Below are 1530 nucleotides of genomic sequence, written 5' to 3' on the forward strand. Positions count from 1 at the left end.
ACGATTACTAGCGATTCCGACTTCACGGAGTCGAGTTGCAGACTCCGATCCGGACTGAGATCAGCTTTCTGGGATTAGCTCACTTTCGCAAGTTCGCAACCCTTTGTACCGACCATTGTAGCACGTGTGTAGCCCTACCCGTAAGGGCCATGATGACTTGACGTCGTCCCCACCTTCCTCCGGTTTGTCACCGGCAGTCTCCTTAGAGTTCCCGACATTACTCGCTGGCAAATAAGGACAAGGGTTGCGCTCGTTACGGGACTTAACCCAACATTTCACAACACGAGCTGACGACAGCCATGCAGCACCTGTCTCTGCGTTCCCGAAGGCACCCCTTCGTCTCCGAAGGGTTCGCAGGATGTCAAGGGTAGGTAAGGTTCTTCGCGTTGCATCGAATTAAACCACATGCTCCACCGCTTGTGCGGGCCCCCGTCAATTCATTTGAGTTTTAACCTTGCGGCCGTACTCCCCAGGCGGTCGACTTATCGCGTTAACTGCGCCACAAAGTCCGCGAAGGACCCAACGGCTAGTCGACATCGTTTACGGCGTGGACTACCAGGGTATCTAATCCTGTTTGCTACCCACGCTTTCGCACCTCAGTGTCAGTGTCAGTCCAGAAGGCCGCCTTCGCCACTGGTATTCCTCCCGATCTCTACGCATTTCACCGCTACACCGGGAATTCTACCTTCCTCTCCTGCACTCTAGCCTGACAGTTCCGGATGCCGTTCCCAGGTTGAGCCCGGGGCTTTCACAACCGGCTTATCAAGCCACCTACGCGCGCTTTACGCCCAGTAATTCCGATTAACGCTCGCACCCTCCGTATTACCGCGGCTGCTGGCACGGAGTTAGCCGGTGCTTCTTCTGTGGGTGATGTCCTTCCTGACGGGTATTAACCACCAGGCTTTCTTCCCCACTGAAAGTGCTTTACAACCCGAGGGCCTTCTTCACACACGCGGCATGGCTGGATCAGGCTTGCGCCCATTGTCCAATATTCCCCACTGCTGCCTCCCGTAGGAGTTCGGGCCGTGTCTCAGTCCCGATGTGGCTGATCATCCTCTCAGACCAGCTACGGATCGTCGCCTTGGTGAGCCATTACCTCACCAACCAGCTAATCCGACATAGGCTCATCCGATAGCGCAAGGTCCGAAGAGCCCCTGCTTTCCCCCGTAGGGCGTATGCGGTATTAGCCTGGGTTTCCCCAGGTTATCCCCCACTACCGGGCAGATTCCTATGCATTACTCACCCGTCCGCCGCTCGCCACCAGGAAGCAAGCTTCCCGTGCTGCCGCTCGACTTGCATGTGTTAGGCCTGCCGCCAGCGTTCAATCTGAGCCATGATCAAACTCTTCAGTTTAAGATCATATAGTCCTTACCCTTCTTGCGAAGGAAGCGGACCAAACTTGGCTCAAGGTCAAAGCTTCTCAAAAGACCCGAAGGTCTCGACGAGTCGCTTGCCTTGAAATGGTGTGACTTCTCACCACCTCATCGACAAGCGCCCACATGAATTACCTGATCGATTGTTAAAGAGCGG

General features: G+C 55.3%; 1 rRNA gene. It reads right to left on the reverse strand.

What is annotated here, in order from left to right:
• Positions 1-1353 (reverse strand): 16S ribosomal RNA (locus tag B8115_RS23150); the annotation flags it as partial.
• Positions 1354-1530: the final 177 nt, after the last annotated feature.

The organism is Halomonas sp. KM-1, from assembly GCF_000246875.1.
Lineage (GTDB): Bacteria > Pseudomonadota > Gammaproteobacteria > Pseudomonadales > Halomonadaceae > Halomonas > Halomonas aerodenitrificans.